Source organism: Novosphingobium oxfordense, from assembly GCF_044029435.1.
Classification (GTDB): domain Bacteria; phylum Pseudomonadota; class Alphaproteobacteria; order Sphingomonadales; family Sphingomonadaceae; genus Novosphingobium.
Map to the genome: position 1 here is coordinate 3,186,798 of NZ_CP147005.1, position 23,704 is coordinate 3,210,501.

General features: G+C 66.1%; 24 protein-coding genes. 14 read left to right on the forward strand and 10 right to left on the reverse strand.

Annotated elements, in window-relative coordinates; genetic code table 11:
* Positions 1-13: 13 nt before the first annotated feature.
* The 3 genes from lptE to WBP07_RS15150 all read right to left on the reverse strand — a co-directional run bounded on the left by lptE (position 14) and on the right by WBP07_RS15150 (position 3,596).
* The gene (gene lptE, locus WBP07_RS15140; protein WP_395392299.1) at positions 14-511 is read right to left on the reverse strand and encodes an LPS assembly lipoprotein LptE; all 498 of its coding nucleotides are present in this window, start codon (positions 509-511) and stop codon (positions 14-16) included.
* Positions 508-3,039 carry a leucine--tRNA ligase gene (gene leuS / locus WBP07_RS15145; protein WP_395392301.1) on the reverse strand — a complete coding sequence of 844 codons (2,532 nt, stop codon included), beginning with the start codon at positions 3,037-3,039 and terminating at the stop codon, positions 508-510. Before leuS ends, lptE begins: the two co-directional genes overlap by 4 nt.
* Positions 3,040-3,119: 80 nt before the next feature.
* A complete protein-coding gene (locus tag WBP07_RS15150) occupies positions 3,120-3,596 on the reverse strand; it encodes a DUF3576 domain-containing protein (protein ID WP_395392302.1) in 477 nt (158 codons plus the stop codon).
* A 382-nt stretch (positions 3,597-3,978) separates the two neighbouring features.
* Between WBP07_RS15150 and WBP07_RS15155 the strand changes: the two genes are divergently transcribed.
* Positions 3,979-4,743, forward strand: coding sequence for a hypothetical protein (locus WBP07_RS15155; RefSeq protein ID WP_395392304.1), 765 nt, complete (start codon positions 3,979-3,981; stop codon positions 4,741-4,743).
* A 169-nt stretch (positions 4,744-4,912) separates the two neighbouring features.
* Positions 4,913-5,635, forward strand: a complete 723-nt coding sequence (gene phbB, locus WBP07_RS15160; RefSeq protein ID WP_395392306.1) for an acetoacetyl-CoA reductase — start codon at positions 4,913-4,915, stop codon at positions 5,633-5,635.
* 56 nt (positions 5,636-5,691) lie between these two features.
* Here phbB and WBP07_RS15165 read toward each other — a convergent pair whose 3' ends face one another.
* Complete coding sequence (locus WBP07_RS15165; RefSeq protein ID WP_395392308.1) at positions 5,692-6,129, reverse strand: HIT family protein; 438 nt, start codon at positions 6,127-6,129, stop codon at positions 5,692-5,694.
* 172 nt (positions 6,130-6,301) lie between these two features.
* Positions 6,302-7,450 (reverse strand): CDP-alcohol phosphatidyltransferase family protein, encoded by a 1,149-nt coding sequence (locus WBP07_RS15170; RefSeq protein WP_395392310.1) that lies wholly within the window; start codon positions 7,448-7,450, stop codon positions 6,302-6,304.
* Positions 7,451-7,676: 226 nt separating this feature from the next.
* Here WBP07_RS15170 and WBP07_RS15175 point away from each other — a divergent pair, with 226 nt between their 5' ends.
* From WBP07_RS15175 to WBP07_RS15185, 3 genes are read left to right on the forward strand one after another with little or no spacing between them, the layout of a single operon-like run.
* Positions 7,677-8,723: a diacylglycerol/lipid kinase family protein gene (locus WBP07_RS15175; RefSeq protein ID WP_395392312.1), complete on the forward strand. Its 1,047-nt coding sequence runs from the start codon at positions 7,677-7,679 to the stop codon at positions 8,721-8,723.
* 51 nt (positions 8,724-8,774) lie between these two features.
* A complete protein-coding gene (locus tag WBP07_RS15180) occupies positions 8,775-9,698 on the forward strand; it encodes a hypothetical protein (RefSeq protein ID WP_395392313.1) in 924 nt (307 codons plus the stop codon).
* Complete coding sequence (locus tag WBP07_RS15185) at positions 9,695-10,471, forward strand: nucleotidyltransferase family protein (RefSeq protein WP_395392315.1); 777 nt, start codon at positions 9,695-9,697, stop codon at positions 10,469-10,471. Before WBP07_RS15180 ends, WBP07_RS15185 begins: the two co-directional genes overlap by 4 nt.
* Before the next feature lie 32 nt (positions 10,472-10,503).
* Here WBP07_RS15185 and WBP07_RS15190 read toward each other — a convergent pair whose 3' ends face one another.
* On the reverse strand, positions 10,504-11,028 hold the full coding sequence (locus WBP07_RS15190) for a DUF2141 domain-containing protein (RefSeq protein ID WP_395392317.1): 525 nt from the start codon (positions 11,026-11,028) through the stop codon (positions 10,504-10,506).
* 275 nt (positions 11,029-11,303) lie between these two features.
* Here WBP07_RS15190 and rpe point away from each other — a divergent pair, with 275 nt between their 5' ends.
* From rpe to WBP07_RS15220, 6 genes are all read left to right on the forward strand, one after another.
* The gene (gene rpe, locus WBP07_RS15195; RefSeq protein ID WP_395392319.1) at positions 11,304-11,966 is read left to right on the forward strand and encodes a ribulose-phosphate 3-epimerase; all 663 of its coding nucleotides are present in this window, start codon (positions 11,304-11,306) and stop codon (positions 11,964-11,966) included.
* A 118-nt stretch (positions 11,967-12,084) separates the two neighbouring features.
* Positions 12,085-13,920: a heparinase II/III family protein gene (locus WBP07_RS15200; protein ID WP_395392321.1), complete on the forward strand. Its 1,836-nt coding sequence runs from the start codon at positions 12,085-12,087 to the stop codon at positions 13,918-13,920.
* 111 nt (positions 13,921-14,031) lie between these two features.
* Positions 14,032-15,624 (forward strand): bifunctional phosphoribosylaminoimidazolecarboxamide formyltransferase/IMP cyclohydrolase, encoded by a 1,593-nt coding sequence (purH, locus tag WBP07_RS15205; RefSeq protein WP_395392323.1) that lies wholly within the window; start codon positions 14,032-14,034, stop codon positions 15,622-15,624.
* A gap of 22 nt (positions 15,625-15,646) precedes the next feature.
* A complete protein-coding gene (locus WBP07_RS15210) occupies positions 15,647-15,856 on the forward strand; it encodes a hypothetical protein (RefSeq protein ID WP_395392324.1) in 210 nt (69 codons plus the stop codon).
* Positions 15,857-16,191: 335 nt separating this feature from the next.
* Positions 16,192-16,341: a hypothetical protein gene (locus WBP07_RS15215; protein ID WP_395392326.1), complete on the forward strand. Its 150-nt coding sequence runs from the start codon at positions 16,192-16,194 to the stop codon at positions 16,339-16,341.
* A 70-nt stretch (positions 16,342-16,411) separates the two neighbouring features.
* On the forward strand, positions 16,412-16,885 hold the full coding sequence (locus WBP07_RS15220) for a Fur family transcriptional regulator (protein ID WP_395392328.1): 474 nt from the start codon (positions 16,412-16,414) through the stop codon (positions 16,883-16,885).
* Between the two features lie 4 nt (positions 16,886-16,889).
* Here WBP07_RS15220 and WBP07_RS15225 read toward each other — a convergent pair whose 3' ends face one another.
* Together WBP07_RS15225 and WBP07_RS15230 are read right to left on the reverse strand one after the other, a co-directional pair.
* Complete coding sequence (locus WBP07_RS15225) at positions 16,890-17,465, reverse strand: GNAT family N-acetyltransferase (protein ID WP_395392330.1); 576 nt, start codon at positions 17,463-17,465, stop codon at positions 16,890-16,892.
* A 34-nt stretch (positions 17,466-17,499) separates the two neighbouring features.
* Positions 17,500-17,883, reverse strand: coding sequence for a VOC family protein (locus tag WBP07_RS15230; protein ID WP_395392332.1), 384 nt, complete (start codon positions 17,881-17,883; stop codon positions 17,500-17,502).
* 98 nt (positions 17,884-17,981) lie between these two features.
* Here WBP07_RS15230 and dxs point away from each other — a divergent pair, with 98 nt between their 5' ends.
* Genes dxs through WBP07_RS15245 form a run of 3 tightly spaced genes read left to right on the forward strand, consistent with a single transcriptional unit; the run spans position 17,982 to position 22,050 of the window.
* Positions 17,982-19,904, forward strand: a complete 1,923-nt coding sequence (gene dxs / locus WBP07_RS15235; protein ID WP_395395802.1) for a 1-deoxy-D-xylulose-5-phosphate synthase — start codon at positions 17,982-17,984, stop codon at positions 19,902-19,904.
* A 56-nt stretch (positions 19,905-19,960) separates the two neighbouring features.
* Positions 19,961-21,223: an MFS transporter gene (locus WBP07_RS15240; protein WP_395395803.1), complete on the forward strand. Its 1,263-nt coding sequence runs from the start codon at positions 19,961-19,963 to the stop codon at positions 21,221-21,223.
* A 44-nt stretch (positions 21,224-21,267) separates the two neighbouring features.
* Positions 21,268-22,050, forward strand: coding sequence for an alpha/beta hydrolase (locus WBP07_RS15245; protein WP_395392334.1), 783 nt, complete (start codon positions 21,268-21,270; stop codon positions 22,048-22,050).
* Here the strand turns inward: WBP07_RS15245 and WBP07_RS15250 are convergent.
* Together WBP07_RS15250 and WBP07_RS15255 are read right to left on the reverse strand one after the other, a co-directional pair.
* Positions 22,047-22,721 carry an AAA family ATPase gene (locus tag WBP07_RS15250; RefSeq protein ID WP_395392336.1) on the reverse strand — a complete coding sequence of 225 codons (675 nt, stop codon included), beginning with the start codon at positions 22,719-22,721 and terminating at the stop codon, positions 22,047-22,049. The two genes, WBP07_RS15245 and WBP07_RS15250, sit on opposite strands and share 4 nt — an antisense overlap.
* On the reverse strand, positions 22,718-23,674 hold the full coding sequence (locus tag WBP07_RS15255) for a hypothetical protein (RefSeq protein WP_395392337.1): 957 nt from the start codon (positions 23,672-23,674) through the stop codon (positions 22,718-22,720). Before WBP07_RS15255 ends, WBP07_RS15250 begins: the two co-directional genes overlap by 4 nt.
* Between the last annotated feature and the right edge of the window lie 30 nt (positions 23,675-23,704).

Here is a 23,704-nt window from a genome sequence, read left to right on the forward strand (position 1 = left end):
CTTCACGCCTGCGTCACTGATGCGTATCGCCCCGCAGCCGCAGCGCGACCCCGGTGACGATGCGCGAGGCGACATCCTTGGAGAGATTTTCAAGCGCGGTCTGTTCGGCCTGGATCGTCGCATAGTCGGACGAAACCACGTCGATACCGGCATCCGAGGCGGCGGTCGCATCCAGCACGATCTCTCCGCTGGAGGTGTCCACCAGCTGGTAGCGGGCGCGCAGCGTGCGGCGTTCGCGGCTGATCGTATCGTCCGACAGCAGCGCCATGCCTTCCAGCTTGTCGTCCAGGCGGACATCCAGCCGGTACTTCGGCGCCGCGCCTGGCTTGCCGGCGCCCATCTGGTCGACCAGCGCATTACGCACCAGCCAGCCGGCGCGTCCTTCGATCGCGGAGACCTGCACATCGGAAAGACCCCGCGCCACCGCGCCGCTGCCTCCCCCCGCATACATCGGGGTGAGGCCGCAGCCGGAGAGCAGCACGGCTCCGAGAAGGACGCTAAGGCGCTTCACGCGACGAGATTTACCAGACGGTCGGGTACGACGATCACTTTCCTCACCTCGGCGCCATCAAGTGCACGCTGCACTTTCTCGCTGGCAAGGGCAAGCGCTTCAAGCTCTTCCTTCGACGTGCCCTTGGCCACCGTCAGCGTATCGCGCAGCTTGCCCTTCACCTGGACAGCGACGGTCACCTCGTCCTCGACCAGCAGTGCCGGATCGACTTCGGGCCATGCCGCCTGGGCGACCAGACCTTCGCCGAAGGTTGCAAACGCTTCCTCCGCCAGGTGCGGCATCATCGGCGAGACGAGCAGCAGAACCGTGCGGATCGCGTTCGAACGGCTGGCCGAAGGGGCCGCCTTCTCGACCACGCCGGTCAGTTCGTAGATGCGCGCCACGGCCTTGTTGAAGCCCAGCGATTCGATGTCCGAAGCGACTGCGGCCACCGTCTGGTGGGCCTTGCGGTCGATCGCCTTGTCCTCGCCCGTTGCCGAGGCGTCGTACTGGGCGAACAGGCGCCACAGGCGCTGCACGAAGCGGCCGCAGCCCTCGATGCCGGCTTCCGACCACGGCAGGTCGCGCTCCGGCGGGCTGTCCGACAGCATGAACCAGCGGATCGCGTCGGCACCGTAAGTCGCAACGATCTCGTCGGGGTCGACAACGTTCTTCTTCGACTTCGACATCTTGATGACGCGGCCGACCTCGACCGGGGCGCCATCGGCCTTGAGCGTGGCGGTTTCGGCGCCGCGCTCGATCTCGCCGGGCGAGAAGTAGACCGGTTGGCCATTGGCATCGTTGATGCGGAAATAGGTCTCGTGTGTGACCATGCCCTGCGTGAACAGGCTGGCGAAGGGCTCCTTCACATCGACCTTGCCGATGCGGGCCAATGCGCGCGTCCAGAAGCGGGCATAGAGCAAGTGCAGGATCGCATGCTCGATACCGCCGATATACTGCTCAACCGGCAGCCATTCGGCGATCTTGGCCGGATCGAACGGACGATCTTCCGGCTGGCTGGCGAAGCGCAGGAAGTACCACGAGCTGTCGACGAACGTGTCGAGCGTGTCGGTCTCGCGGCGCGCGGCATGGCCGCACTGCGGGCAATCGACATGCTTCCAGGTCGGGTGACGCACCAGCGGATTGCCGGGCGTCGTGAAATCGACGTCCTCAGGCAGCGTGACCGGCAGGTGCTTCTTGGGCACCGGCACAACGCCGCAAACCTCGCAGTGGATGAACGGGATCGGCGTGCCCCAATAGCGCTGGCGCGAAACGCCCCAGTCGCGCAGGCGCCACACGGTCTTGCCCTCACCCCAGCCTTCGGCCTCGGCGCGCGCAATGACAGCGGCCTTGGCGTCCTTCACGGCCATGCCGTTGAGGAAGTCGGAGTGGACGCAAACGCCATCGCCGGCCTCGGACTCGCCGTCGAACGGCTTATCGGCATCGGCTTCGCTCGCCGCGACGACGCGCAGGATCGGCAGCTGGTACTTGGTGGCGAATTCGAAGTCGCGCTGGTCGTGGCCGGGAACGGCCATGACTGCACCGGTGCCGTAGTCCATCAGCACGAAGTTGGCGATGAACAGCGGCAGGTCGGCGCCCGTGAACGGGTGTTTAGCCTTGATGCCGGTATCGAAGCCCAGCTTCTCCGCGGTTTCCAGCTCGGCCGCAGTCGTCCCGCCCTGCTTGCACAGCGCGATGAAGTCCTCGACCTCGGGACGGCCGACAGCAACTGCCTGCGCGATCGGGTGATCGGCGGCGACGGCGACAAAGCTGGCGCCGAAGATTGTATCCGGACGCGTCGAATAGACTTCGACCGAGCCGATGCCGCCCACTTCGGCGGCAAGGTCGAACTTGAACTGCAAGCCCTGCGACTTGCCGATCCAGTTCTCCTGCATCGTGCGGACCTTCTCGGGCCACTTGTCGAGCGTGGAAAGCCCGTCCAACAGTTCGTCGGCGAAGTCGGTGATCTTGAGGAACCACTGGGAGAGCTTACGCTTCTCCACCAGTGCGCCCGAGCGCCAGCCGCGCCCGTCGATCACCTGCTCATTCGCGAGCACGGTCTGGTCGACCGGATCCCAGTTGACCGCAGATTCCTTGCGGTAGACCAGGCCATTCTCATAGAGATCGATGAACAGCGCCTGCTCATGGCCGTAGTATTCCGGCTCGCAGGTGGCGATCTCGCGGCTCCAGTCGAGCGCAAAGCCCAGGCGCTTCAGCTGCGCCTTCATGTTGGCGATGTTCTCGCGCGTCCAGCCGCCGGGGTGGACGCCCTTTTCCATGGCCGCATTCTCGGCCGGCATGCCGAACGCGTCCCAGCCCATCGGATGGAGCACTTCGTGCCCGGTCATGCGCTTGTAGCGCGCCAGCACGTCGCCCATCGTATAGTTGCGGACGTGGCCGATATGGATGCGCCCCGAAGGATAGGGGAACATCTCAAGCACGAAGCTGCGCGGCTTCGACGAAGTGTCGTCCGCCTTGAAGCACTGCGCGTCGTCCCACGCAGCCTGCCAGCGCGTGTCCGCCTGAGCCGGATCGAACCGCTCGGTCATTTCTATCAAGTCTCCTGCGAGCCCCTATCGCCCGCGCAAATGAAGCTGCGGACCGATCGTTCGGTCCGCAGGGAAATCAATCAGCCGCCGATCGAATCGCGGCGAAGATCGCGGGCGCGGGTGAGGATCACATCCTCAAGCTTCTGCACGGTGGCCGCCTGAACCGGCGCCGCAGCCCAGCTGCCGTTCTGCGACACTTCGCGCAGCGCGGTCACGCGCAGGGCATCGGCGCGCAGGTCCTTGTCGAGGATCATCACGGTCACCTTCACGCGCTCGCCCGGGTTCTTGGGGTTGGCGTACCAGTCGGTGACGATCACGCCGCCGGCGCTGTCCGACTGGAGGAGCGGCATGAACGACAGCGAATCGAGGCTGGCGCGCCACAGATAGCTGTTGACGCCAATCGTCGTCACCATCGAGGGCGCGACGCCCGCCGACTTCACCTGCTTCTCTTTCCGGCCACCACCGCAACCGGCCAGTGCAAGCGCCGCAACGGCACAGAAGCCCGCAGTTGCCAGCGATCGAGCGGAGAAGAGGCCCTTGTCGGTGCTGCCTGTCATGTCGTTTCCAGTTCCTGTCTCGGCACGATCCGCCGAAACACCAGCGGTTGCCATCCAAACGCCTCTATAGCCGCCGTTGCCCGGGCGGCAAGTGCGGCCGCATCGGCAAACGGGCTAAACGGTACTTGCGTTAAACGCCGCCTGAACGCGCATGCCGCGATCGCCCGATGGATCGCCCCACGGATCACTGGAGCGGCCCGCCTGCCGCTTCGGTTCCGCGCCCCCTCCCTCTGGCGATCATCCTGTGTTAAGGTGCTGGAGCGAGGATTGGCTGACGTGCCGGCTGCGCCGTGGTAATACCGTTGCGCGTTTATGGCGTCGCGATCCGCGCCGCCAGGTCACTGGGCACGAGCAGGGCAAAAGGACTTTCGAGGGCGTCACGATGGAACAGCAACGCACACGCGCGTCGAAAGGCGGCATGAAGGCGAGTATGATGCTTGCCGGGTGCGTCTGCGTGCTGGCGCTGCCCAGCGCGGTGCTGGCCTTTTCCACGACCTTCCGGGGCATTCACCAGCAGGATTCCCGCATCGATTCGCTGGATCCCGATACTTCCAGCGAAAATCTCTCGCGGGTGATCGCCATGCGCTCGCTGGGCAAGGGGCAGCCCTTTCCCTTTACTCCCGCCGGCACGCCCAATCGCCCGGACCGCGCGGTGACCGTTGCCGTGCGCGTGGATGACGAGGCGGCGAAGTCCATCATCGTCGTGCACAACCGGCTTCAGGTTGCCCGGACTGAAACCGATGTTGGCGGCCTGCGCATCAATCCGGCCGCGTTCAACCTGGGCGTGGCACGCGGCTATCAGAATTTCTCGCCCGATACGGCGCAACCGCAGGCACCCGCCCCGCATGCACTGGCGGAGGCCCCCGAACTGCGCAAGTTCAGCCTGGCCGCCGGCACGGTGGACCAGCCCGAATCGCGGTTCAGCCCCCGTATCTCCATCGACGAGAAGCGCCCGCCCGGCCGCGCGCCGCATACTTTCGCGGGCGATGCGGGCGAAGTGGACCTGGGCGGCTCCTATCGCCTGACCAAGAATCTGGATGTCACGGCTGGCGTGCGCTATTCGCAAGATCGTGAGCGCCTGGTGCCACTGACCGACGGCAAGCAGGATTCGCAGGCCATCTATCTGGGCACGCAATTCCGCTTCTGACACGCCTAGACGCGGTTCGTTACAGTTTCCTGTCACGCAATCGTAGTTGCGCTTGTCTCAATCATTTCGGCGCAAATAAGCCTCCTCTGCGATGGCGTTGCGCTTGCCCTGACCCATTGCTTTTCCTAGCCTGCCCCTCGGTGGATGCACTGAAGCGAAAGGCTTGAGAATGGCGCGTGTTGCTATTGTTACCGGCGGGACCAGAGGCATTGGCGAGGCTATCTCGCTCGCCCTCAAAGAGCGTGGTCACACCGTAGTTGCAAATTACGCAGGCAATGAGGAGAAGGCCCGCGCCTTCACCGAAAGGACCGGCATCCCCGCCTACCGCTGGGACGTGGGCGATCATGAAGCGGTGCTGGCCGGCGTGGCCGAAGTCACCGAGAAGCACGGCCCGGTCGATATCGTCATCAACAATGCCGGCATCACCCGCGACGGCGTGCTGCACAAGATGACGTTCGACGACTGGAACGATGTGATGCGCATCAACCTTGGCGGTTGCTTCAACATGGCCAAGGCGACCTTCCAGGGCATGCGCGATCGCGGCTGGGGCCGCATCGTCAACATCGGTTCGATCAACGGCCAGGCCGGACAGTACGGCCAGGTGAACTATGCCGCCGCCAAGTCCGGCATCCACGGCTTCACCAAGGCGCTGGCGCAGGAAGGCGCCAAGTTCGGCGTAACCGTCAACGCCATCGCGCCGGGCTATATCGATACCGATATGGTGGCCGCCGTGCCGCCGCCGGTGCTGGAAAAGATCGTCGCCAAGATCCCCGTCGGCCGCCTTGGCAGCGCTTACGAGATCGCGCGCGGCTGCGCCTTCCTCTGTTCCGAGAATGCCGCCTTCGTGACCGGATCGACCCTGTCGATCAACGGCGGCCAGCACATGTATTGATGCGAATGGCGCAGGAAGCCTCGCTTCCTGCGCCATCGTTACTTCTGACGGGCGCCTTACGCCCCGGCCGTGAACAGCGGCTTCAGCCACGCCACCAGCGCGGCAAGACCCTCACCTTCCAGCGCGACCGCATGGCCAAGGTCCGGCACTTTCGGCCAGCCGCAATCGACGAATTCGCGCCCCTGCCACTCGCGCACGCCTTCGTAGCGCGGGATGACATGGAAGTGGACGTGGGGGTCCACCATCATCAGCATCAGGTAATTGAGCTTCGCATAGCCGACCGCCTCGGCCAGCGCGCGCTCGATCGCGGATGTGGCCTGCTTGAGTTCGGCATGGGCTTCGGCCGGAAGATCGCCGAAGGCCGTGGCATCGCTCTTGGCCGCCAGCACCAGCGATCCCAGCGTGGGCTGCGCCGGGCGTGCCAGCACCACCCAATGGTCGAATTCCGCGACAAGGCTCGCCGGGAAGCCGAATTTCTCCATCGTCGCGTTCATCGATACTCTCCCTCAGGGGCTGTGTGGATTTGGTCCAGGCGGAGCCGAGAATGGCGAACTTCGAGAACCGGCGCGCAGCGTACTTTCAGTACGGGAGCACCGGAAGCGCAGAAATTTGCCGTTCGCAGGCCCGCATGGAGCGGATCTACACGGCCCCTCAGGCGTCGGCCGCTCAGGCGTCGGACAGCCAGGACGTGATCTTGCCGCCCTGCGCGCGCACCATCCAGGCCTGCACCAGCCGCACTGCATGGATAAGGCAGGAAATCACCGTCCACCATGCCACCGCGATCAGACCCAGGTCGGGCCGCGCGAACACCATCGAGACGAACAGGATCACCATGTTCGGGTTGCGACGCGCGGTGATCAGGCGGAACTGGCTGTCGAACTTGCGCCATACGTGGATGTGCATCATCCCGTTCTGGCGCATGAACACGCCTTCGATCAGGCGCTGCACGACATAGCCGCCCTGGATCGCGGCCTGCACCAGCCAGAACGTGGTGCTGTCGTAGCCCAGTCCCCAGTAGGCAAGGCCGGTCGCCCAGAACCACCACCAGAACGGCGGGTGGACCAGATCCATGCCATGGTCGAAGACGTTGCCCCATTCGGAAGAGGTGATCGTGCAACGCGCCAGTTTGCCGTCCACGGTATCCAGCACCATGAACACCAGACCCAGCGCCATGCCCAACCAGTAATGGCCATAGGCGAAGAGCACGGTGGCGATCACGCAGAACAGCGCGCCCACCGTCGTCACCATGTTGGGCGTGATGTGCAGCTTCGCGCAGATGCGCGTCAGCACCAGCGCCCATTCGGGCCAGAGGTACTTGGTCAGCACATCGGTCACGCCCTTGTAGGCACCGAAGTAGCTGGCCCGTTCGATCGGGCGCACGCTCTCACGCGTCAGCGCCATCAGGAACGGCGTTTCGCGCTTGCGCAGCTGCTTGTTCTCGATGGTGGGCCCGCTTTCGAAGGCAACCACATCCATTCCGGACGAATCGGCAAGCGCCGAACCGGCCTTCATGGCCTGGGCGATTCGCGCTGCCTGGTCGGAATCGGCCCCGTAGCCGAGTGCCGGGACGCCGCCCAGCGTCAGCACCATGCCGGGCCGTTCCGCAACATGTCGAAACCATGCCGGGTCCCATGCGAAAGCCGCATTGGAAAGGATCGCCGGCCCCGCCAGAGGGGAATCGCCGCTTTCACACCCGTTGGCGCGAGCGATCCGCGCGGTTCGCTGTTCCATGGTCAGGCCCCATAGTTTCATGGGGTTATCGCCGATCGTGACAACGACCGGACGGGATTGGGGGGAGTTATCCGTATCAGCCATGCCCGTGGCCGTAATCGGTCGGGATCGATTTGGAAATGCGGCAAAGCGTTTTGCCCGCTGCGGAGGCATGGGCGGCGCTATCGCGGCCGGCTTTCCGGCTTGCAGTAAATGCGCAATTTGTTGCCGGAATTTCAACGCCCGGAAAACCGCCATAGAACTGTAACTTGAATGTGTCAGGGAATGTTTCTTGGTGATTTCCGGGGCGGGTGACACTACATAGGCTCCCGTGTACGGAACAATTTACGAATTCGAAACGCTGCCGACCGTCGGTGAGCAACGACCGCGCAGCGCCCCCCGCCCTGCGCGTCAGGCCCGTCGTGGCCGCGCGGTTCCCCTCGTCGGCATCATCCGCAATCCCCGCAGCCATCGCAACAAGGGCCACGCGCCCGAGATGGAGGATTGCTCCAACATCCTGACGGAAACGCCGCGGACGCGCACCGATCTCTATCGCGTGCTCGAAGGCTTTGCCCAGCGCGGGATCGACTACCTGGTGGTCGACGGCGGCGACGGCACCGTGCGAGACGTGCTGACGTGCGGCGCCGATGTGTTCGGCAACCATTGGCCCGCGTTCATCGTGCTACCCAAGGGCAAGACGAACGCGCTGGCGATCGACCTCGGCCTGCCGAACCATTGGTCGCTGGCGGAAGCGCTGGCGGCCGCGCATCGCGGCAATACGCTGGTTCGTTCGCCGCTGCGCGTTTCGTCGCGCGATGGCAGCGCCGGCTGCATCCAGGGCTTCATCTTCGGCACTGGCGCTTTCGCGCTGGCGACGGAGGCAGGTCAGGAAGCGCACCGCCGCGGCGCCTTCAACAGCTTCGCCGTCGGCCTGACCGTGCTCTGGGGCATCATCCAGACGCTGTTCGGTCGCGCCGGAAACCCCTGGCGCTCCAGCACCCCGACACGGCTGATCGACCGCGAAACCGGGCGCGACCTTCCCTACGACGGTCGCGGCAACCCTAACGAGCGTTTCATGGCGGTCGCCACCACGTTCGAGAAGTTCCCGCTGGGCGCCAAGCCGTTCGGCCGCGATGTCCCTGCTGGCATGAAGCTGGCAGTGATCGACTGGCCGGTGCGCTGGGTCATCGCGCTGCTGCCGCTGATCCTGATGTTCGGCATCATGGGCCGCTTCCTGGACCGCAGCGGCGCACATCGCTTCGCCACCAGCGCGATCGACCTCGACATCGAAGGGCCGTACATCCTGGATGGCGAGGCGTTTCCGGCCGGCAACTACGTGCTCGAAGAAGGGCCCGCGATCACCTTCGTGGTGCCCTGAAGCCTGTCCCGAACTCTTGATTTCGGAACGGGCTTGCCCGAGCATGATGGCATGACCGAACTTTCCGGCGAAACTCTGGAAACGCGCGTGCGCAAGGCACTCGACCGCCCTGTGGTGGTCGAAGTGCGCGCCTTTGCCGACCGGCTGGCGCACGCGACGCCGGGAACCGCCGCCGTGCTGTTCTACGGATCCAACTTGCGCACCGGGTCGCTGGAAGGCGTGCTGGACTTCTACGTGCTGACCGATGGTCCGCAGGTGGAAAAGATCTGGCCGCGCGTCAGTTATCACGAGTGGGAGCGCGAAGGGGTAGTCCTGCGCGCCAAAGTCGCGACGATGGCGCTGGAGACTTTCCGCGCCGCCGCCGCCGGCGAGCTTGTGGATACCACGATCTGGGCGCGCTTCGTCCAGCCGAGCGGTTTCGCCTGGCAACGCGATGCGGCAGCGGCCGGGCAAGTCGCTCAGGCCGTCTCCGGCGCCGCCCGCACGGCCAGCCGCCTTGCCGTAGCTTTGGGGCCCGAGCAGGGTACGCCGGAGGATTACTGGCGTGCCCTGTTCCGGGCAACTTATGCCGCCGAATTCCGCGTCGAGAAGGCGGGGCGGGAAGATTCGATCCTCTCGGTAAACCGCGATCATTTCGACGGGCTGCTGCCGTTGGCCCTCAAGGCTGACGGCATCGCCTTTATTCGCGAAGCCGATGGCACGATCCGGCCGCAGGTCCCTTCCGCGGCCCGCCAGAAGACCCTTGGCTGGTGGGCGCATCGCCGCCGAATGGGCAAGCCTTACAACGTGCTTCGTCTGCTCAAGGCCTCGACCACGTTCGAGGGTGCGGCGCGCTATGCCGCGTGGAAGATCGAGCGCCACACCGGCATTCCCGTAAGGCTGACGCCGTGGCGGGAGCGTCATCCGGTGCTCGCCGCGCCGGGTGTGCTCTGGCAGGTCTGGCGTGCGAAGAAGGCGCGGGAGCGGATGGCATGACGACAACTCGGCCCCACGCCGCACTCGTGCTGGCCGGTTCGCGCCCCGGCGCGCCCGATCCGGTCGCCGCCAGCGAGGGCACCAGCCACAAGGCGCTGGTGGAAATCGCCGGAAAGCCGATGCTGGCCCATGTCGTCGCCGCGCTCAACGACAGCCGTGTGGAGCGGATCGCCGTGGTCGCCAACGACCCGGCGGTGATCGCGCTGGCGCAGGAATTGGGGTGCGAGGTCATTCCCGCCGAGGCCGGCCCCAGCGCCAGTGTCGCTGCCGGCCTTGCCCGGCTGGGCACGCCGATGCTGGTGACCACGTCCGACCATGCGCTGCTGCGCGGCGCCTGGGTGGACGACTTCATCGCCGACACGCCTGAGGATGCCGACGTTGCCGTGTTGCTGGCCCGGCGCGAGGCGATCGAGGCGGCCATGCCGGGATCAAAGCGCACTTATCTGCGCTTTGCCGATGGCGACTGGTCCGGCTGCAACCTGTTCCTGCTCAACACCCCGCGCGCCGGAGCGGCGATCGACACCTGGAAGCTGGTGGAGGCCGACCGCAAGCGCCCCTGGCGCATCGCCGCGCGGCTGGGAGTGGGGATCCTGATCGGCTATGCGCTGGGCCGCCTGACCTTGGCCGGCGCGCTGAAGCGGTTGGGCGACAAGATCGGCGTCGCCGCCCGCCTGGTTGCCGCGAGGGACGGTCTGGCCGCGGTGGACGTGGACAAACCGTCTGATCTGGCCGACGCCCGCGCGATTATTTCGGCGCGACCCGAACGGCCCTGAACGGTACCTGAGAGTGCCCTTGCGGGCACTCGTCACATGTAACGCATCTGCACCCGGATCGACTTCACTTCGTTGCCCACCGGCACGCCCACTTTCGTGTAGCTGGGCTTGCCGAGGTTGAAGAGGCTGATCGGCGGATTGTTCGACATCGCCCCGCCGTCGCTGCTGATGTCGGTCTTGCCATTGCCATTGACGTCATGACGCACGGCGATGCCGTAAGTGCCGCTGCCCGGCAGCGGTACGCAGAAGGTCATCGTGCCGGCGCGGGCCGGAACTTCGATGCGGGAAATCCACCGGCCCGATTGCAGCCATTCCGCCGAAGTGGCGCGATAGCTCTGGACGCGGATGCTGCCCGATGTCGCCTTGATCCCATCCACCGTGACCAGCAGCGCCGGCCCCTTGTCGGCGCGGCACAGGCTCATGTCGTTGCGCAGTTCCTCGTGCTCGCGCACGGCGGCGCCGGCCGATACGGCCAGGCCCAGTGCGGCCACGGCACCGGCGGAGATAAGCGCGCGCCGGCGGGCACGCGGGAAACGATGCGATTGCTTCGTGTTCATGTCTGGCCTGTTGACCTCTTCCATCATTCTACCCCCGCCCCCTTGCGGCCCAACGGACCCAAGCCGGACGGGTTCGCGCCCTTGGCCGCGAATTGGCAGCGGGGCCGTGAATGCACTCTGAATTGGCAATTCGCAATTGCGCGGCGCGAATAGCCGGTGCAGGGGCCTGCCCCAACACTGTCGCGCCCATATCGCGTGGTGGAAAAGCGCGGAGGCGTGCTTGTCCCCACTACATATGGTGTCTTATTCGTTACCCGGAGGAGTATAGAATTTCCATGACCGTTCCGCTGATCTCGCCGTCGATCCTTTCCGCCGACTTTGCGCGCCTTGGCGAAGAAGTCCGCGCGGTCGACGAAGCCGGAGCCGACTGGATCCATGTCGACGTGATGGACGGCCACTTCGTGCCCAACATCACCATTGGCCCGGCCGTGGTGAAGGCCCTGCGCCCGCATTCGGCCAAGGTGTTCGACGTGCACCTGATGATCTCCCCGGTCGATTCCTTCCTTGAGGATTTCGCCGCCGCCGGTGCCGACATCATCACCGTGCACCCCGAAGCCGGCCCGCACGTCCACCGCACCGTCCAGAAGATCAAGTCGCTGGGCAAGAAGGCGGGCATCTCGCTGAACCCGGCCACCCCCGCCAAGATGCTGGACTATTTGATCGACGAGATCGACCTGGTCCTGATCATGAGCGTGAACCCCGGCTTCGGCGGGCAGAGCTTCATTTCCAGCCAGCTTCGCAAGATCGAGGCAGTGCGCAAGATGATCGACAAGTCCGGCCGCGAGATTCATCTCGAAGTCGACGGCGGCGTCGATGCCAAGACCGCGCCGCTTTGCGTTTCCGCCGGTGCCGACGTGCTGGTGGCGGGTTCCGCCACTTTCCGCGGCGGCCCGTCGCAATATGCCGCCAATATCCGGGCGCTCAAGGGACTGGACTGAGCCCTTGGCAACGACGGCCCCTCCGCGCACGCAAACCGGGAACCCGGGCGCGGATCGGGCCGTTCCGCAGGCGGCGGAAGCCGAGGAGAATGCGTTGCGCGGTGCATTAAAGCAGGACATGGCAGCCGAACCTGATGGCATCGGCGCCATTCCCGAGGACCCTGCCCTCACCGCCGATCCGTCCGAGATCCGGGCCGAGCGCCCTGAACATCGGCTCGATCCCCGCATCGATACCGGCCGCGATATCGCGCTGGCCGATTTCTCGCCGCCGTCCACGGGCGCGGCGGACCGGTTCATTCGGTTCGCCTATCGCCTGGGCGTCCCGGCCACGATGCTGACGTCACCGCTGGGCCGCAAGCCGCGCACGCGCCTGCTGGCCACCGTCAGCAACACGCTGCCCGGCAATGCCACTGCCGGCACCGCGCTGCGCGCCGGGCACTTCCTGGTCCACGGCGCCAAGACCCCGATCGCGCAAGTCGACTATGCCGGCGCCGCGCGCGTCACTCCGCCGCTGGAGCGTGCGGTCCACAGCTTCTCTTGGCTCACCGATCTGGAGGCCTGCGCCCCGCGCGAACAGTGCGTGCCGGTGGCCGAACGCATTCTGACGTCATGGCTGCAAGCCAACCCGGCGCCGCCATCGAAGCCCGGCAAGGGCCCGGCCTGGGCGGTCGGCAATACCGGCATGCGCCTGATGAACTGGCTGGCCCACGCGCCGCTGATCCTTTCCGGCGACAAGGCGCTGCGCAACCGCACCTTGGTACATATCTCCGCCACCGCGCGCTGGCTGGACCGACATGTGAACCGGGCCGAGGACGGGCTGGCCGAAGTCGCCGGCTGGTGCGCGATCGTCGCGGCCGGCCTGCTGCTGCCCGAAGGCCGCCCGCGCCGCCTCTATGGCGAGGCCGGATTGGTCAAGGCGCTGGGCGACCTGATGGGCGACGATGGCGGCCTGCTGTCGCGCAGCCCGCTGGCGCAGATGGAGGCGATCACCCTGCTGGTGCGCCTGCGCAATTGCTATCAGGCCACTCGCCGCGATGCACCGCAGACGGTGGAGCGCGTGGTGGAACTGCTGGTGCCGCCGCTGCTGGCGCTGACCCATGGCGATGGCTCGCTGGGTTCGTGGCAGGGCAGCTGGGCGGTCAGCGCCAGCGATATCGACGATCTGGTCAAAGCCAGCGGCGTGCGCACGCGCCCGCTGCGCGATGTGCGCCAATGGGGTTACCAGCGCGTGGTTGCGCAGAAGGCGATCCTGCAGTTCGACACCGCACCGCCGCCGCTGCCTGCCCATGCGCGCTATGGCTGCGCCTCCACGCTGGCGTTCGAGCTTTCGCACGGCATCCATCGCCTGGTCGTCAATTGTGGCGGCGCCGCCAGCGGCGGCGGGCTGGTGCCCGTGCGGCTGGAACAGGCTCTGCGCGCCACCGCCGCCCATTCCACGCTGACCCTGGATGACGCCAATTCCACCGCCGTGCTCATCAACGGCGCGATCGGATCGGGCGTCAGCGAAGTCGACATCGATCGCAAGACGCTGGCGCAGGAAAACGGCGGCAATGCCACCCGCCTGGAAGCCAGCCACAACGGCTATGCCGCCCGCCACGGCCTCAATCACCAACGCATCCTGATCCTGCGCGACGACGGCACCGAACTGCGCGGCGAAGACGTGCTGCTGCCCGCCGGCCGCAAGGGCAAGCGCGGCAAGGTGGGCTTTGCAATCCGCTTCCACCTCGGCCCCGAAGTTGAAGTCTCCCCCACCGTCGATGGTCAGGGCGCGGCGCTGTCGCTGCCCGATGGCAGCTACTGGCAGTTCCGCAGCACGGCGGGTGAAGTGGGGATCGAGGATTCGCTCTGGGTGGACGGTCAGGGCCGTCCGCAGGCCACGCAGCAGCTGGTGATTCAGGGCATGGTTTCGCGCGGCGGCGGAAACTTCGGTTGGCTTCTCAAGAAAATGCGGTAGTTTCGGCCGAGGTACGCCACCGGTTGTGCCTTACCCACCTTGCGGCCTCGCCCCTCTCGACTTAGAGGGCGCGCAAATTCTTTGCCCGCTCCATTCGCAAGAGGCCCCCAGATGACCGATATCGTCCCGATCCGCCGCGCACTGCTTTCGGTTTCCGACAAGGCCGGCCTCGCCGATCTCGGCAAGGCGCTTTCCGCTCGCGGCGTGGAGCTGGTTTCCACCGGCGGCACCGCCAAGGCGCTGCGCGACGCTGGCCTTGAAGTGAAGGACATCTCGGAAATCACCGATTTCCCCGAGATGATGGACGGCCGGGTGAAGACGCTGCACCCCAAGGTCCATGGCGGCCTGCTGGCGGTGCGCAACAATCCGGAACATGCCAAGGCGATGGCTGATCACGCGATCGGCGCGATCGACTTGGTGGTCGTCAATCTCTATCCGTTCGAAGCGACCGTCGCCAAGGGCGCCGACCGTGACGAGGTGATCGAGAACATCGACATCGGCGGCCCGTCGATGGTGCGTTCGGCCGCGAAGAACCATGCCTTCGTCGCCATCGTCACCGATCCCAAGGACTATGCCGGCCTGCTCTCCGAACTGGAGACCACCGACGGCGGCACCACCCTGGCTTTCCGCAAGCTGCTGGCCGCGCGCGCCTTCGCGCAGACCGCCGCTTACGATTCGATGATCTCTCAGTGGTTCGCCTTCGCCGACCAGGGCGTTGAGTTCCCCGAGATGCTGAGCGTCAACGGCCGCCTGGCCACCACGCTGCGCTATGGCGAGAACCCGCACCAGAAGGCCGCGCTCTACACCCCGGTCGGCCCGTTCACCAAGGGCCTGGCCCAGGGCGAACAGGTGCAGGGCAAGGAACTGTCCTACAACAACTACAACGATGCCGACGCCGCCTTCGAACTCGCTGCCGAGTTCAAGGGCCAGGAGCCGGCCGTCGTCATCGTCAAGCACGCCAACCCGTGCGGCGTGGCGCAGGGCTCCAGCCTGCTGGAAGCCTGGCACGGCGCGCTGGCCTGTGACGACGTTTCGGCCTTCGGCGGCATCGTTGCCGTGAACACCACGCTCGACGGCCCGACGGCCGAGGCGATCTGCCAGATCTTCACCGAAGTCGTCGTCGCCCCCGACGCCGACGAGGAAGCCCGCGCGTTCTTCGCCAAGAAGAAGAACCTGCGCCTGCTGCTGACCGGCGGCCTGCCCGATCCGCGCCGCCCCGGCCTGACCGTCAAGCCGATCACCGGCGGCCTGCTGGTGCAGGGCCGTGACGCCGGCGCCATCGGCCTCGATGACCTGAAGGTGGTGACCAAGCGCGCGCCGACCGAGCAGGAACTGAAGGACTGCCTGTTCGCCTGGACGGTGGCCCGCCACGTCAAGTCTAACGCGATCGTCTATGCCAAGGACGGCGTTACTGCCGGCATCGGCGCGGGCCAGATGAACCGCCGCGATTCCTCGCGCATCGCCGCGATGAAGGCGGCCGAAGCGGCCGAGAAGTTCGGCTGGGCGCAGGCCCGCACGGTGGGCTCCGCCGTCGCGTCCGACGCGTTCTTCCCCTTCGCGGACGGCCTGCTGGCCGCTGCCGAGGCGGGCGCGACCGCAGTGATCCAGCCGGGCGGCTCGATCCGTGACGAGGAAGTCATCGCCGCTGCCGACGAGGCGGGCCTGGCGATGGTCTTCACCGGCATGCGCCACTTCAAGCATTGATCGAACGAGAAGGAAGGCGCTTATGGGGGTAGACTGGCTAGGACCGCTGGTTGCCCTTGCCTTCCTTGTCGGCATGGCCGCATCGGCAGTGCTGGTGCGGCTGGGCCGCATAAGTAGCCGCCCCCGCGTCGCGGGTGCGCTGGCCCTGCCCTTCGGCTGCGCGATCATCCCGCTGGCGCTGCTGGTCCTTGCCTCGATCGGCCACGCGGCACTGGCGCCGATCCTGCCCTAGTTTGAAATCCGGCAGTTTGAAAATCCGCCGCAGGCGGATTTTGGCGGCACCGGCCCGCTCCCCCACCCGACCACCCATCAGGGTACACTCGTGGGTGGTCGGGTGGGGGAGCGGGCCGGTGCCGCCTCGAAAATGCCTCTTCCGGCATTTTCGCAAACGCGCTCCAATCGGGCTTTTCGGTGACACCCTCGCGTCTGTTCCAGCGATTCATCGCTCCATCCTCACCGCTCATCGCATAATAAGGCGAAAATGGGGCACGTTCACTGGACTGCAAGGCGAATCGGCCCAAGTGGGCGCCACGCAATTTCGTGAACCACTGGATAGCTGCACCGATCATGGGACTCTTCAAGGCCGACTTCTACCGCTTCTTCGCAATCGGCTTCGCCGGCGGCGCGCTGCTGGTGTTCGGCGCCATGGGCATCGGCACCCACACCCTTTCGGAAACGATGGCGCCCCCGGCGCACGCCGGTTCGATCCAGGACTGATCGGGCCGAGACTAAGCGGGCCGGCGTTAAGCGGGCCCTTAACATTGCGCGCCGACAGGCGAACCTCCATATGGAGGTTATGTCAGGTGCACATCATCATCACGAACATTCCGGCGCAGGGCTGATCGAAGCCGCCCGCGCGGCGCTGCTCGAATCGGGCGAACAATGGACCGAAATGCGGGCCGACGTGTTCGGCGCGCTGGCCGAACGCGAACGCCCCGCCTCCGCCTACGATCTGGCCGAAAGCGTCTCCGCCCTGCGCGGCAAGCGGGTGGCGCCCAACAGCGTCTACCGCATCCTCGACCTGTTCGTGCGCACCAACCTCGCCCGCCGGGTGGAAAGCGCCAACGCCTACCTCGCCAACAGCCATCCCGGCTGCCAGCACGATTGCATCTTCCTGATCTGCGATGCCTGCGGGCAGGCCGTCCACATCGACGACGACAAGCTCACCGGCGCACTGATCGCGGCGGCCAAGAATGCCGGTTTCGCCGATGTGCGCCCGGTGGTGGAATTGCGCGGAACCTGCGCCGCCTGCAGCAGCTGAATTTTCAGAGCGACTTGCGCATCCGGGCCAGCGGCACGGGTGCGCCGCCGGTCGAATCCTCGATCCGCTCGATCACTTCGTAGCCCGCAACCTGATAGAGCGGCTCGCCCGATCGCGTGCCCATCAGCTCGCACGTGGCGAAGCCCTCGGCCCGGGCCCGTTCCTCGCAATGCGCCAGCAGCGCACGGCCGACGCCGCGACGGGCGAAGTCGGGATGCGTGTACATCGCCCGCACCCGCGCCGCCTCGCTGGCGGGGTCGAGCAGGCGCGGTTCGCGCAAGCCGGTGCTGTGATCGCCGCCATACATCGTCGCCCGCCGGCTCCAGCCGCCGCAGCCTGCCACGGCCCCGTCGATCTCCGCCACGAAATAGGTGCCGTCATCCACCAGTTGCCGGTCCAGCCCCATCACCGCGCGGCTCGATGCGATCTGGTCGGCATCGAGGAAGCCCTTCTGCAATTCGCCGATGGCGGCATCCATGACTGTGGAAAGCTGCGGAAGATCGTCACGCGTGGCCGGCCTGATGGAGAGCGGGCGGATCGAAAGCGACAAAGGAGAACTCCTCAAATTGGGGGGAGCCATTCCATGTCACGATCGGCGCGGGCAGACCAGCCCGTCAGAACTGCGTGAGACTCAACACGTTGCCATCGGGATCGGGAAACCAGCAGACCTGCGCATCGCTACTGGGGGACGTCCAGATTCCATCCGCGTCCTGCCCGAAACCATCGTAGATATTGGGGCTGATCCCTTTTGCACGCAGGTCCGCCAGCGTCGCGCGGATATCCGGCACTGCCCAGCCAAGCACGGTATGCGGATGCGGCTGATAGCCCGGAACCCCGCTCAGGCGCATGGTCGTGCTATCGCCCAGCCGGAACGTCACGGCGAAATCATCCTCGGCTATCACCGGTAAACCCAGCGTTTCCGCGTAGAACGCCCGCGCGCGATCGCGGTCGGCGGTGAGAACGAAGGCAATCGGATTGGAACGGCTCAGCGGAATCATCGGCACCTCCGACGAGAATTCCTGTATCTTGGCCTATTAGCCGCCTAATGGCAGCGGAAAATTCGACACCAGTGCAACTCACGTGTAAACCGATGACCATGACAGCCAATCCGGCAACTCCGCTTCTCGACACCGTCGATACTCCTGACGACCTGCGCAAGCTCAAGCCCACGCAACTTCGCCAGGTGGCCGACGAACTCCGCACCGAAATGATCTCCGCCGTCGGCCAGACCGGCGGGCACCTCGGCTCGGGCCTGGGCGTGGTCGAACTGACCGTCGCCATCCACTACGTGTTCGACACGCCGGTGGACCGCCTGATCTGGGACGTGGGCCACCAGGCCTACCCGCACAAGATCCTGACCGGCCGGCGCGACCGTATCCGCACCTTGCGCCAGGGTGGCGGCCTTTCGGGCTTCACCAAGCGTTCGGAAAGCGAATACGATCCGTTCGGCACCGCGCACAGTTCCACCTCGATCTCGGCCGCGCTGGGCTTTGCCGTCGCCAACAAGATCAAGGGCCAGCCCGGCCGCGGCATCGCCGTGATCGGCGACGGCGCGATGAGCGCGGGCATGGCCTATGAGGCGATGAACAATGCCGAACAGGCCGGAAACCGCCTGATCGTCATCCTCAACGACAACGACATGTCGATCGCGCCGCCGGTGGGCGGGCTTTCGGCCTATCTGGCGCGCCTCGTCTCCTCCGGCCGGTTCCTGGGCCTGCGTGAACTGGCGCGCAAGTTCGCCCGCCGCCTGCCGCGCCCACTACATCTGGCCGCGAAGAAGACCGACGAATTCGCCCGCGGCATGGCCATGGGCGGCACCCTGTTCGAGGAACTGGGCTTCTACTACGTCGGCCCGATCGACGGGCACGACCTCGACGCGCTGATCCCGGTGCTGGAAAACGTGCGCGACGCGGCTGAGGGCCCGATCCTGGTCCACGTCGTCACGCAGAAGGGCAAGGGCTATGCCCCGGCCGAGGAAGCGGCCGACAAGTACCACGGCGTGCAGAAGTTCAACGTGGTCACCGGCGAACAGGCCAAGGCACCCGCCGGCCCGCCCAGCTATACCGGCGTCTTCGCCAAGGCGCTGGTGGCCGAAGCGGAGCGCGATCCCACGATCTGCGCGATCACCGCCGCCATGCCTTCGGGCACCGGGCTGGACAAGTTCGTGCAGCAGTTCCCCGATCGCAGCTTCGATGTGGGCATTGCCGAACAGCACGCGGTGACCTTCGCGGCTGGCCTTGCCGCCGAGGGCATGCGCCCGTTCTGCGCGATCTATTCGACGTTCCTGCAGCGCGCCTTCGACCAGGTGGTGCATGACGTTGCCATCCAGAACCTGCCGGTGCGCTTCGCGATCGACCGCGCCGGGCTGGTCGGCGCGGACGGCGCCACCCACGCCGGCTCGTTCGACGTGACCTATCTGGCGACGCTGCCCAACATGGTGGTCATGGCCGCCGCCGACGAGGCGGAACTGGTGCACATGACGCACACCGCCGCGCTGCACGATTCCGGCCCGATCGCCTTCCGCTATCCGCGCGGCAATGGCGAGGGCGTAGCCCTGCCCGAAGTTCCGCAGCAGCTGGAAATCGGCAAGGGCCGCATCGTGCGCGAAGGTTCCAAGGTCGCCCTGCTCTCGCTCGGCACGCGCCTGGGCGAAGCGCTGAAGGCGGCAGACGTGCTGGAGGCCAAGGGCCTTTCCACCACCGTTGCCGACCTGCGTTTCGCCAAGCCGCTCGACACCGATCTGATCCGCAAGCTGATGCTCAGCCACGAAGTGGTGGTCACGGTGGAGGAAGGCTCGGTCGGCGGTCTGGGCGCGCATGTGCTGACGATGGCGAGCGATGAAGGGCTAACCGATGCGGGCCTGAAGATCCGCACCATGCGCCTGCCCGACGTTTTCCAGGATCAGGACAAGCCGGAAGCGCAGTATGACGAAGCGGGGCTGAACGCACCGCAGATCGTCGATACCGTGCTGAAGGCGCTGCGGCACAACAGCGCCGGCGTGAACGAAGCACGCGCCTAAGCGTGGATAGCGTCGCTGGAATCTCCCCGGTCAAGCCGGGCGGCATCAGCGACGCGATGCGGTTGCGCGCCATCCTTGCGGGATCGGCGGGCAACCTCATCGAATGGTACGATTTCTACATCTACGCTTTCACCGCGCTCTATTTCTCGCCCGCCTTCTTCCCCAAGAGCGACCAACTGGTGCAGCTGATGGCCACCAGCGCGATCTTCGCGGTGGGCTTCCTGCTGCGGCCGATCGGCGGCTGGTACTTCGGCCGCTATGCCGACCGCCACGGCCGCCAGAGCGCGATGGTGCTCTCGGTCATGATGATGGGGGGCGGCGCGCTGCTGATCGCGGTGCTGCCGACATTCGCGCAGGCCGGCATCCTTGCCCCGATCCTGCTGCTGATCGGCCGCATGGTGCAGGGGTTCTCCACCGGCGGCCAATATGGCACCGCCGCCACTTACCTCAGCGAAATCGCGGGACGGCGGCGGCGCGGGTTCTGGTCTTCGTTCCAGTACGTCACGTTGGTCGGCGGGCAGCTTTGCGCGACGCTGGTGATCGTGCTGCTGCAGCAGTTCCTGACCGAAGCGGAAATGGCCGCATGGGGTTGGCGCGTCGGCTTCCTGATCGGCGCTGCGGGGGCGATGGCCATCGTGCTATTCCGCCACCACATGCATGAGACCTCCAGCGCGGAAGACCGCGACAGCGCGCAGGCCGGCAGCCTTGCCGAACTGTTCCGCATCGCCACCCGGCCCTTCCTGATCGTGGTCGCGCTGACGGCGGGCGGCAGCCTCTCGTTCTATGCCTTCACCACCTACATGCAGAAATATCTGGTGCTGACCGTGGGCCTCTCCAAGGAGACGGCGACCATGCTGATGCTGGGTGAGTTGGCGTTGTTCATGGTGCTGCAGCCGGCGATGGGCCTGCTGTCGGACCGGATCGGGCGGCGCAACAACATCATCCTGTTCGCCGCGCTGGCCACGGTCTGCACGGTGCCGATCTTCACCGCGCTGGCGGGTGCCAAGGCGATCGGCCCGGCGTTCCTGCTGGTACTGGCAGGCCTGGTGATCAACAGTTTCTACACATCGGTCAGCGGCCTGTTCAAAGCCGAGATGTTCCCCACCCATGTGCGCGCGCTGGGCGTGGGCCTTGCCTATGGCGTGGGCAATGCGCTGTTCGGCGGCACCGCGGAAAACGTGGCGCTGGCCTTCAAGCAGGCCGGGCATGAGAGCGGGTTCTACTGGTACGTGTCGGCGCTCTGCGCGGTCTCGCTGATCGCCGCGCTGATGCTGAAGGACAGCCGCCGCGACAACGTGCTGGATCGGCTGACGGTGTGAGCAGTTTCGCGGCGGCAACCCCCGTCGCGCGATGGAGAAAGCGATTGCTTTTCGTCCTCCCCGCTGTCGGCGGGTTGTACATCGCCGCCGTGCTGCTGCTGTTTCTGGCGCAGCGGACGATGATCTATCCGGCGCCCAAGGGGCCCACGGCCATTCCGCCCGGCTTCGAGCGCGTGACGCTCCACACCACCGACGGCCTTTCCCTTGCCGCCGCCTGGCGACCGGCCGCGCCGGGCAGGCGGACGGTGCTGTTCTTCCACGGCAATGGGGACAGTCTTCCCGGCGCGGCCTTCGCCGCGCGGCAACTGGCGGATGCCGGATACGGCATGCTGCTGGCCGACTATCGCGGCTATTCGGGCAATCCCGGCAAGCCTTCCGAACCGGGATTGATCCTGGATGGGGAGGCGGCGCTGGGCTTCCTCAAAACGAAAGGCCTTGAGCCGAAATCGCTGGTGCTGATGGGCGCCTCGCTGGGAACCGGGGTGGCGACGCAACTGGCGAGCAGGCACCCGCCCGCCGCGCTGGTGCTGGTCTCGCCATTCACCTCGCTGCCCGACGTCGGCGCGACGGCGATGCCATGGGCACCGGTGCGGACGCTGATGCTTGACCGGTTCGACAGCCTGGGCGCGATGCCGCGCGTCTCCGCGCCGGTCCTCGTGCTGCATGCCCGCGACGATCGGCTGATACCGTTCGCACAGGGAGAGGCGCTGGCTGAAGCCGCGCACGATGGACGCTTCCTGCCGTTCGACCGGCACGGACACCAGCTTCAGTATGAGGCCGAAGCGCAGGACGCCGTGGTCGGCTGGCTGGCGGGCCGCAGCCTCTAAAGGCTCGCCCGCAGTTCGTCGAAGGCAGTGCCGGGGCCTGCCGCCAATCGCGCCTCGATCTGCGTGCAGACCTCCTCCGGCGCGTGGATCGAAGTGTCGATCACAAGGTCCGATACCGGGTTGCGGTAGACTTCGTCGAAGAACCACGGGCGCAGGCGGGTGAGCCGATCGACGATCTTGCGCACGGCATCCTCGCCCAGCAGGTCGGTGGGCATGCGCTTGGTCATCGCGCGTTCGGCCACGCGCCGTTCGAGCACATCGAACGGCGGCTTCAGCGTGATCAGCAGCACCGGCAATCCCTCCGTGCGGCGAACAAGGTCTTGCAGGATCGGCGGATCGCTCATCAATAGATGGTCGAAGATCACGTTCACGCCCTGCCGCGCGGTGGCCGCCATCCATTCGTGCATCGCCGAAAACGCCGCCATCGCCGGCGGCGCGAAGCGCCAGCGCAGCGGGCCTTGCGGATCGGCGGGATCGCGAGGGACCGCCTCGATCCCTTCGCCTGCTCTGGGGCCGTGGTGACCGAACTGCGCGGGAAGGGTCTGCGCCATGAAATGGTCGATGCCGTAGAGCAACCAGTAATCCTGCTGGCGCTTCTGGAACAGTTCGCAGGCGGTCGACTTGCCGGAGCCCGAGGTGCCGTTGACGACGACGATCTGGCCCAAGGTCACGCCGGCGATCCCAGCGCGATTTCGCCACGGGCGATGCGGCGGAAGCGTTCGGTGGGGCAGAACTCCTGATTGTCTCCCCACAGCTCCACGCCGTCCCAATCCCATCGCATCAGCGACCAGACGACGGTGTGATCGGTGTAGCCGGTAAAGATCAGCCCCGGATCGATCTCCGCCGTCGCGCGCAAGGTGCGGCCGCGTTGGTCGGTGGCCTCGAACAGCACGCGCCCGGGGCCGTGTTCGCCCCATTCCAAGACCTCGCGCCTGCCCGAGGCGAGGCTGGACAGTTCGCCATCCTGCCAGATGAAACCGCCGATCGAGCGAGCCTCCCTACCCTCGCCCATGGCGATGGCGTGGAAGGCGCGATCCTCGGCAATTCCCCAGAGATAGCCACCACAGGCCAGTGATTCGTAATCCCGCGCGCCGTAGGAGCAATCGCGCATCGACAGGCAGTCGACCGCGAATTCCTCGCCATCGCAGCGTAGAGTGCCGGTCATCCGGCCGGGCTGTTCGAGGTGAAACTTTGCCGTCGCCGTCTGGCCGGCATCCCCTGTCCGCAGCTGATGCGCCGGGCCGATGGCGGTCCATGTCAGGTCGAAGAACAGCCCGTCCTTGTCGTAGTCGAGCTTATATTTCGAGAGCGGCTCCATCATCCGCACGGCCAGCGAATTGCGCGCCTTCATGTCGAACTTGGCGGCACCCTCCGGCATGGCCTGAAGGTGTGCCCAGTCATAGTGCAGGCAATTCCACTGGTAGCGCCCGGTGGCATCCCACAGCACCGGGCCGCCGTTGAGCATGCCCATGTTGGGCCGGAAATAGTGCTGGATCAGCCCGTGGATACGCCGTTCGGGAATCGTGACCGAGAACCACGCGCTCTCGTTCCAGTACGGATTGTCGTCACGCGCGGCGCCGAAGAAATCGGCGAATGCCAGATCGTTCATGCCAATGTCGGTCATCGGGGGCCTCTCCTTGCCGCCAAGGCAGCA

Bases quoted from the DNA above. Each gene is read 5' to 3' on its own strand.
- leuS (WP_395392301.1), bottom strand. From the start codon at position 3,039: ATGACCGAGCGGTTCGATCCGGCTCAGGCGGACACGCGCTGGCAGGCT.
- WBP07_RS15150 (WP_395392302.1), bottom strand. From the start codon at position 3,596: ATGACAGGCAGCACCGACAAGGGCCTCTTCTCCGCTCGATCGCTGGCA.
- WBP07_RS15155 (WP_395392304.1), top strand. From the start codon at position 3,979: ATGGAACAGCAACGCACACGCGCGTCGAAAGGCGGCATGAAGGCGAGT.
- phbB (WP_395392306.1), top strand. From the start codon at position 4,913: ATGGCGCGTGTTGCTATTGTTACCGGCGGGACCAGAGGCATTGGCGAG.
- WBP07_RS15165 (WP_395392308.1), bottom strand. From the start codon at position 6,129: ATGAACGCGACGATGGAGAAATTCGGCTTCCCGGCGAGCCTTGTCGCG.
- WBP07_RS15170 (WP_395392310.1), bottom strand. From the start codon at position 7,450: ATGGCTGATACGGATAACTCCCCCCAATCCCGTCCGGTCGTTGTCACG.
- WBP07_RS15180 (WP_395392313.1), top strand. From the start codon at position 8,775: ATGACCGAACTTTCCGGCGAAACTCTGGAAACGCGCGTGCGCAAGGCA.
- WBP07_RS15185 (WP_395392315.1), top strand. From the start codon at position 9,695: ATGACGACAACTCGGCCCCACGCCGCACTCGTGCTGGCCGGTTCGCGC.
- WBP07_RS15190 (WP_395392317.1), bottom strand. From the start codon at position 11,028: ATGAACACGAAGCAATCGCATCGTTTCCCGCGTGCCCGCCGGCGCGCG.
- rpe (WP_395392319.1), top strand. From the start codon at position 11,304: ATGACCGTTCCGCTGATCTCGCCGTCGATCCTTTCCGCCGACTTTGCG.
- WBP07_RS15200 (WP_395392321.1), top strand. From the start codon at position 12,085: ATGGCAGCCGAACCTGATGGCATCGGCGCCATTCCCGAGGACCCTGCC.
- purH (WP_395392323.1), top strand. From the start codon at position 14,032: ATGACCGATATCGTCCCGATCCGCCGCGCACTGCTTTCGGTTTCCGAC.
- WBP07_RS15210 (WP_395392324.1), top strand. From the start codon at position 15,647: ATGGGGGTAGACTGGCTAGGACCGCTGGTTGCCCTTGCCTTCCTTGTC.
- WBP07_RS15215 (WP_395392326.1), top strand. From the start codon at position 16,192: ATGGGACTCTTCAAGGCCGACTTCTACCGCTTCTTCGCAATCGGCTTC.
- WBP07_RS15220 (WP_395392328.1), top strand. From the start codon at position 16,412: ATGGAGGTTATGTCAGGTGCACATCATCATCACGAACATTCCGGCGCA.
- WBP07_RS15225 (WP_395392330.1), bottom strand. From the start codon at position 17,465: ATGGCTCCCCCCAATTTGAGGAGTTCTCCTTTGTCGCTTTCGATCCGC.
- WBP07_RS15230 (WP_395392332.1), bottom strand. From the start codon at position 17,883: ATGATTCCGCTGAGCCGTTCCAATCCGATTGCCTTCGTTCTCACCGCC.
- dxs (WP_395395802.1), top strand. From the start codon at position 17,982: ATGACAGCCAATCCGGCAACTCCGCTTCTCGACACCGTCGATACTCCT.
- WBP07_RS15240 (WP_395395803.1), top strand. From the start codon at position 19,961: ATGCGGTTGCGCGCCATCCTTGCGGGATCGGCGGGCAACCTCATCGAA.
- WBP07_RS15255 (WP_395392337.1), bottom strand. From the start codon at position 23,674: ATGACCGACATTGGCATGAACGATCTGGCATTCGCCGATTTCTTCGGC.